Genomic DNA, 5,150 nt, shown 5'->3' with positions numbered 1-5,150 from the left:
CGATTGCGTGCTGGGGCGTCTGATGCTGGACGCCACGCAGCCCGTGTTCCGCACCGAAGTCCTGTACGAAGAGCCCATTTGCGTGGTGGCGCGCGTCGGCCACCCGCTGGCCAAGTCCACCCGCATCACCGCCGCCGCGCTGGCGCGGCAGGACTGGATCCTGCCGCCGCCGCAGGCGCCGCTGCGCCAGCGCATCGACTCCTACTTCGCCGAACAGGGCCTGACGCTGCGAGCGCCCATGGCCGAATCGGTATCGCTGCTGGCCAACGAGGTGCTGCTGCGCAGCAGCGACCTGCTCTCGGCCATGCCACGCGCAGTGGCCCAGCACTACGCCGCGCTGGGCGTACTGGCCATCCTGAGATTCCGCCCCGACTGGAACCTGCCCCCGGTAGGCGTGGTGCAGCGCGCGCAGGTCGAGGCGGCGCCAGCGCTGCAGCGTTTTCTGGACGCGCTGCGGGCGGAAGCCGGGGCGCTCGGCGCGTAGCCCCGCAAGCGCCCCCCTGCCGGTCTCAAGCGTATTGCGCGAGACCGTGTCCGAAGGACCAGTTCTCCTTCGCCACTTCCACCAGATTCACGAACACATCCTCGGGCCGCAGGCCAGGGTCAGCGCCCAAGCGCTCCGCGATACGCCGGAACAGCGCTTTTTTCTGTTCCTGGCTGCGCGTATTGTTCGCCGTGATCTGGATGTACACGAGGTCGTCGCTACGCGCCACATCCATGTAGGTCGGGCTGTAGCGGAAGTTCGACGCCTCATGCTCGGTCATGGTCATGAATTGATCGTCTTCGGGAACATTGAAGGTTTCGCGCATGGCCAGATAGATGTTATCGAAGAGTGCCTGGCGATAGGCTTCCGGCTTTCCTGCGCGCAATGAAATATGGACTAGCGGCATCGTGGGTTCTCCAGGTTGTGCCGCTTTATCTTAGCCAGTTTGGCGCTGCTGCCGCAGGCCCAGAATGGAAAAGCGCGCCGAAGCGCGCCATTCATGCATAGGGCGTGTTACCACGCCCCCAATTTCCGCCCTAGGAACGGCCGCCCAGGCTGCCACCGCCGTCCACGCCCAGCACCTGGCCAGTGATGAAGCCGGCGTCGTCCGACAACAGGAAGGCGATCGCAGCCGCCACTTCCGCGGGCGTGCCCAGGCGCTTCATGGGCACTGAGGCCAGCGCGCGCTTTTCGGCATCGCTGCCGGCCGGCCGCGTGGCGCGGAACATCTCGGTTTCGATCGGGCCGGGCGCGACCGCGTTGGCGGTGACGCCGTATTCGGCCAGTTCCAGCGCCCAGGTGCGGGTGCAGCCCACCAGCGCGCTCTTGGCCGCCGAATAGGCAGTGCGTTCCATGCCGCCGTGGATGGCACGGCTGACCACATTGACGATGCGCCCGGCGCGGCGCACCTTCATGGATTCGATGAAGGCCTGGGTAACCTGCACCGCCACGCGCACGTTCAGGTCGAGCACGTTGTACAGCGTGGCCAGGTCGATTTCGCCCAGCGGCTGGGGCGAGACGATGCCCACGTTGTTGACCACGGCGTCGACCGGGAATTTCTCGCGGATCTCGCGCAGCACTTCCTCGGTGCGGCCGGCGTCCGCCAGGTCACAGGCGTAGAGGTAGCCCGGGAAATCCACGTCGGTGGTGTTGCGCGCGATGCCAACCACATGACAACCCATGTCGGACAGCCGCTGAGTAAGCGCCCAGCCTATGCCTTTGGTGGCGCCCGTGACGAGCACGCATTTGTCCTTCATGGATTGAAACCTCGCTTCTGTTTTCTTGGTGAAAAACGGGCGCTTGGGCGCCCGGTTTTCCAAGTAGACACCATCCGGCGCCACCTGTCTTGTAAATTGCGTAGCAATTCTTGCCTGCCGGACGGCCCGCCTGACGAGGTGGAACCGGCCCGGCTCAGACGTCCCGGGTGACGGGAACGCGCGGCGCCAGCGCGCACAGCAGCTCGTAGCCGATGGTGCCGGCGGCCTGAGCCACTTCGTCCACGGAGGGGCCTTCCTCGCCCCAGAGCGACACGGGCGCGCCGACGCCGGCGGCGGGGACGGGCCCCAGATCGACGATCAGCATGTCCATGGAAACGCGGCCCACCAATTGGGTGCGGATGCCGGCCACCACCACCGGCGTGCCGGTGGTCGCGTGGCGGGGATAGCCGTCGGCATAGCCGCAGGCCACGATGCCTATGCGCATGGAGCGGTCGGCGCGGAAGATGGCGCCGTAGCCGACCGAATCGCCGGCCTTGAGCTCCTGCACGGCGATGATTTCCGAACGCAGCGACATGGCCGGTTTCAGACCGAAGGAGGAGGCTTCGGCGTCCGCGAAGGGCGATGCGCCGTACAGGCAGATGCCAGGACGCACCCAGTGCGCCTGCGTTTCCGAAGCGACGGCGATCTCGGCGAAGCGCAGCGTGGCGGCCGAATTGCAGACGCTGATGGCGCCCGGCATCTTATGCGTCACCGAATTGAATACCGCCAGTTGTTCGTTCACGCCCTGGGGACCGTCGGCGCAGGCGAAATGGGTCATCTTGCCCACCGAACCCAGCACGCCCTGTTGTTGCAGCAGCATGGCGCGTTCATGCGCCGCGGCGTAGGCGGCGGGGCTGAAGCCCAGGCGGTTCATGCCGCTGTTCAGCTTGAGCATGACGTCGACGCGGCGCGAAAAGCGCGCGCGGGCCAGCATGTCCAGTTGCTCCCGGTTGTGCACGGTGGTGCTCAAGTGGTAGCGGTCGACGATGTCCAGGTCGGAGGGTTCGAAAAAACCTTCCAGCAGCAGGATAGGGCCGCCCCAGCCCGCCTCGCGGCAGCGCACGGCTTCGTCCAGGTCCAGCATCGCCAGGCCTTGCGCCTTGGAGAAGCCGGCGACGGCCTGCTCGATGCCATGGCCATAGGCATTGGCCTTGATCACCGCCCAGATCGAGGGCGGCAGGCCCGACGCGGCCTCCGCGGTCTGGTCCAGGTGGCGGCGCACGGCCGCGAGATTGTGCGCTAGCGCGGAGACGGAGACGGTGGCGGAGATTGGACGCGGCATGGTGTGGGATCCTGTGGCGCTTAAGTCTAACTGATCCACGCCTCACGCGGCATTGCGCCGTGTCACCGGAATGCGACTACTCTAAAATGGATCGATACAGGCCCGCAGGGCCAGATCCGCAAGTCCAAATATGCCCATCGATCACTACGAAAACTTCCCCGTCGCCTCGCTGCTGCTGCCGCGCAGGCTGCGCGGCGCCGTGACCGATATCTACCGTTACGCCCGAGCAGCGGACGATATCGCCGACGAAGGCAGCGCCACGGACGCAGAACGGCTGAACCAACTGGCCGCGTTCCGCGCCGAACTGCACCGCATCGGCGCCGAACCAGGCGCCAGGCCCGAACCCGGCTCGCCCGAACTGGCCAGCATCTTCGTCCCGCTCGCGGCCACCATCGCGCGCCACCAGTTGCCGATCACGCCCTTCTACGACCTGCTGTCCGCCTTCGAGCAGGACATCAGCGTCAAGCGCTACGAAGACTACGCCACGCTGGCCGACTACTGCACCCGCTCCGCCAATCCGGTGGGCAGGCTGATGCTGCATCTGTTCGAGGCCACCAATCCACAGAATGTCAGCGAGGCCGACGCCATCTGCACCGGCCTGCAACTGGTGAACTTCTGGCAGGATGTGAGGGTGGACTGGCACAAGCACCGCGTCTACCTGCCGCAGGAAGACCTGCGCCGCCACGGCGTGACGGACGACGACCTGGCCGCCTGCCGGCTGACGCCCGCCTGGCGCGACCTGATGGCCTTCGAAGTCGAACGCGCCCGCGCACTGCTACACTTCGGCGCTCCGCTGGCGCGCCGCCTGCCGGGCCGCATGGGCCTGGAGCTGCGCCTGGTGGTGCAAGGCGGGCTGCGCGTGCTGGAGCGTATCGAGGCGGGCGGCTACGATGTATTCATGAATCGCCCCGAATTGGGCGCCAAAGATTGGGCCATCATGATGTGGCGCGCAATTACCTGATATGACCCCTGACGAATACTGCCAGGAGAAAGCCGCCAAAAGCGGTTCCAGCTTCTACTACTCGTTCCTCTTCCTGCCGCCTGAGCGGCGGCGCGCCATCACGGCGCTGTACGCGTTTTGCCGCGAAGTGGACGACGTGGTCGACGAATGCACCGACCCGTCGCTGGCCCGCGTCAAGCTGGCGTGGTGGCGCACGCAGGTCGACCAGATGTACAACGGCAACCCGGACCACCCGGTGACCCGCGCCCTGCAGCCGCACCTGCAAAGCTGTTCGATCACGCGCGAACGCCTGCTGGCCGTGGTCGACGGCATGGAAATGGACCTGGACCAGACCCGCTATCTGGACTGGCCGGGCCTGCGCAAGTATTGCTGGCATGCCGCCGGCGTGGTGGGCGAGCTGTCCGCCGGCGTCTTCGGCTATTCCGACCCCAAGACCCTGGTCTACGCGGAGAAGCTGGGCCTGGCGTTCCAAATGACCAACATCATCCGCGACGTGGGCGACGACGCCCGCCGCGGCCGCATCTACCTGCCGGTCAACGACATGCAGCAGTTCGAGGTCAAGGCCTCGGACATCCTGAACGGCGAATACTCCGACCGCTTCAGCGCGCTGATGAAGTTCCAGGCCGAGCGCGCCCGCGAACTGTACCGCGAAGCCATGAGCAACCTGCCCGAGGCCGACCGCCGCTCGCAGCGCCCGGGCCTGATGATGGCGGCCATCTATCACGCGCTGCTCGACGAGATCGAACGCGACAACTGGCAGGTGCTGCATCAGCGCATCTCGCTCACTCCCCTGCGCAAGCTGTGGCTCGCCTGGAAGACCTGGGTGGGCGGCGGACGCGGACTGGTCCGCCGGTTGGCCCGGTGAAAGCCGCGGTCATCGGCGCCGGCTGGGCCGGCCTTGCCGCCAGCGTCGCCCTGCGCGAAGCGGGCGCCAAGGTCACCGTCTTTGAAGCCGGCCATACGCCGGGCGGCCGCGCCCGGCGCGTGTTCCACACCGATTTCGACGCGCCGCTGGACAATGGCCAGCACCTGCTGTCGGGCGCCTACAAGCACACGCTGGCGCTGATGCGCCGAGTCGGCCGCAACCCGGACGCCTTGCTGATGCGCCGGCCCCTGCAGCTGGCCAGCCTGGACGGCCGCTTCCGCCTGGCCGCGCCGCGCCTGCCC

At 66.9% G+C, this 5,150-nt stretch carries 7 protein-coding genes; 4 read left to right on the top strand and 3 right to left on the bottom strand.

Translation table 11 applies throughout. The features are described from left to right. Nucleotides 1-484 (top strand): LysR substrate-binding domain-containing protein (locus VIR09_RS07650; protein WP_332012330.1); only part of this gene is annotated, 484 nt, incomplete at its 5' end. 25 nt (nucleotides 485-509) lie between these two features. Here the strand turns inward: VIR09_RS07650 and VIR09_RS07645 are convergent. From VIR09_RS07645 to alr, 3 genes are all read right to left on the bottom strand, one after another. Continuing rightward, on the bottom strand, nucleotides 510-890 hold the full coding sequence (locus VIR09_RS07645) for a tautomerase family protein (protein WP_332012329.1): 381 nt from the start codon (nucleotides 888-890) through the stop codon (nucleotides 510-512). Between the two features lie 130 nt (nucleotides 891-1,020). Further along, nucleotides 1,021-1,740, bottom strand: a complete 720-nt coding sequence (locus VIR09_RS07640; RefSeq protein ID WP_013394812.1) for an SDR family oxidoreductase — start codon at nucleotides 1,738-1,740, stop codon at nucleotides 1,021-1,023. A gap of 154 nt (nucleotides 1,741-1,894) precedes the next feature. Then, complete coding sequence (gene alr / locus VIR09_RS07635; protein WP_332012328.1) at nucleotides 1,895-3,022, bottom strand: alanine racemase; 1,128 nt, start codon at nucleotides 3,020-3,022, stop codon at nucleotides 1,895-1,897. A 130-nt stretch (nucleotides 3,023-3,152) separates the two neighbouring features. Here alr and hpnC point away from each other — a divergent pair, with 130 nt between their 5' ends. From hpnC to VIR09_RS07620, 3 genes are all read left to right on the top strand, one after another. Then, nucleotides 3,153-3,983: a squalene synthase HpnC gene (gene hpnC / locus VIR09_RS07630; RefSeq protein WP_332012327.1), complete on the top strand. Its 831-nt coding sequence runs from the start codon at nucleotides 3,153-3,155 to the stop codon at nucleotides 3,981-3,983. A gap of 1 nt (nucleotide 3,984) precedes the next feature. Further along, nucleotides 3,985-4,848: a presqualene diphosphate synthase HpnD gene (gene hpnD / locus VIR09_RS07625; protein WP_332012326.1), complete on the top strand. Its 864-nt coding sequence runs from the start codon at nucleotides 3,985-3,987 to the stop codon at nucleotides 4,846-4,848. Beyond that, the coding region (locus tag VIR09_RS07620; RefSeq protein WP_332012325.1) for an FAD-dependent oxidoreductase at nucleotides 4,845-5,150 on the top strand (306 nt) is incomplete at its 3' end. The genes hpnD and VIR09_RS07620, both read left to right, overlap by 4 nt.

It is taken from the genome of Achromobacter sp., from assembly GCF_036567245.1.
GTDB lineage: Bacteria > Pseudomonadota > Gammaproteobacteria > Burkholderiales > Burkholderiaceae_B > Achromobacter.
The sequence above is the reverse complement of the archived record's forward strand: the minus strand, read 5'-3'. Positions and strand labels throughout refer to the sequence as shown.

Coding starts and splice junctions, on each gene's coding strand:
- VIR09_RS07645 (WP_332012329.1), bottom strand. CDS start 890: ATGCCGCTAGTCCATATTTCATTGCGCGCAGGAAAGCCGGAAGCCTAT.
- VIR09_RS07640 (WP_013394812.1), bottom strand. CDS start 1,740: ATGAAGGACAAATGCGTGCTCGTCACGGGCGCCACCAAAGGCATAGGC.
- alr (WP_332012328.1), bottom strand. CDS start 3,022: ATGCCGCGTCCAATCTCCGCCACCGTCTCCGTCTCCGCGCTAGCGCAC.
- hpnC (WP_332012327.1), top strand. CDS start 3,153: ATGCCCATCGATCACTACGAAAACTTCCCCGTCGCCTCGCTGCTGCTG.
- hpnD (WP_332012326.1), top strand. CDS start 3,985: ATGACCCCTGACGAATACTGCCAGGAGAAAGCCGCCAAAAGCGGTTCC.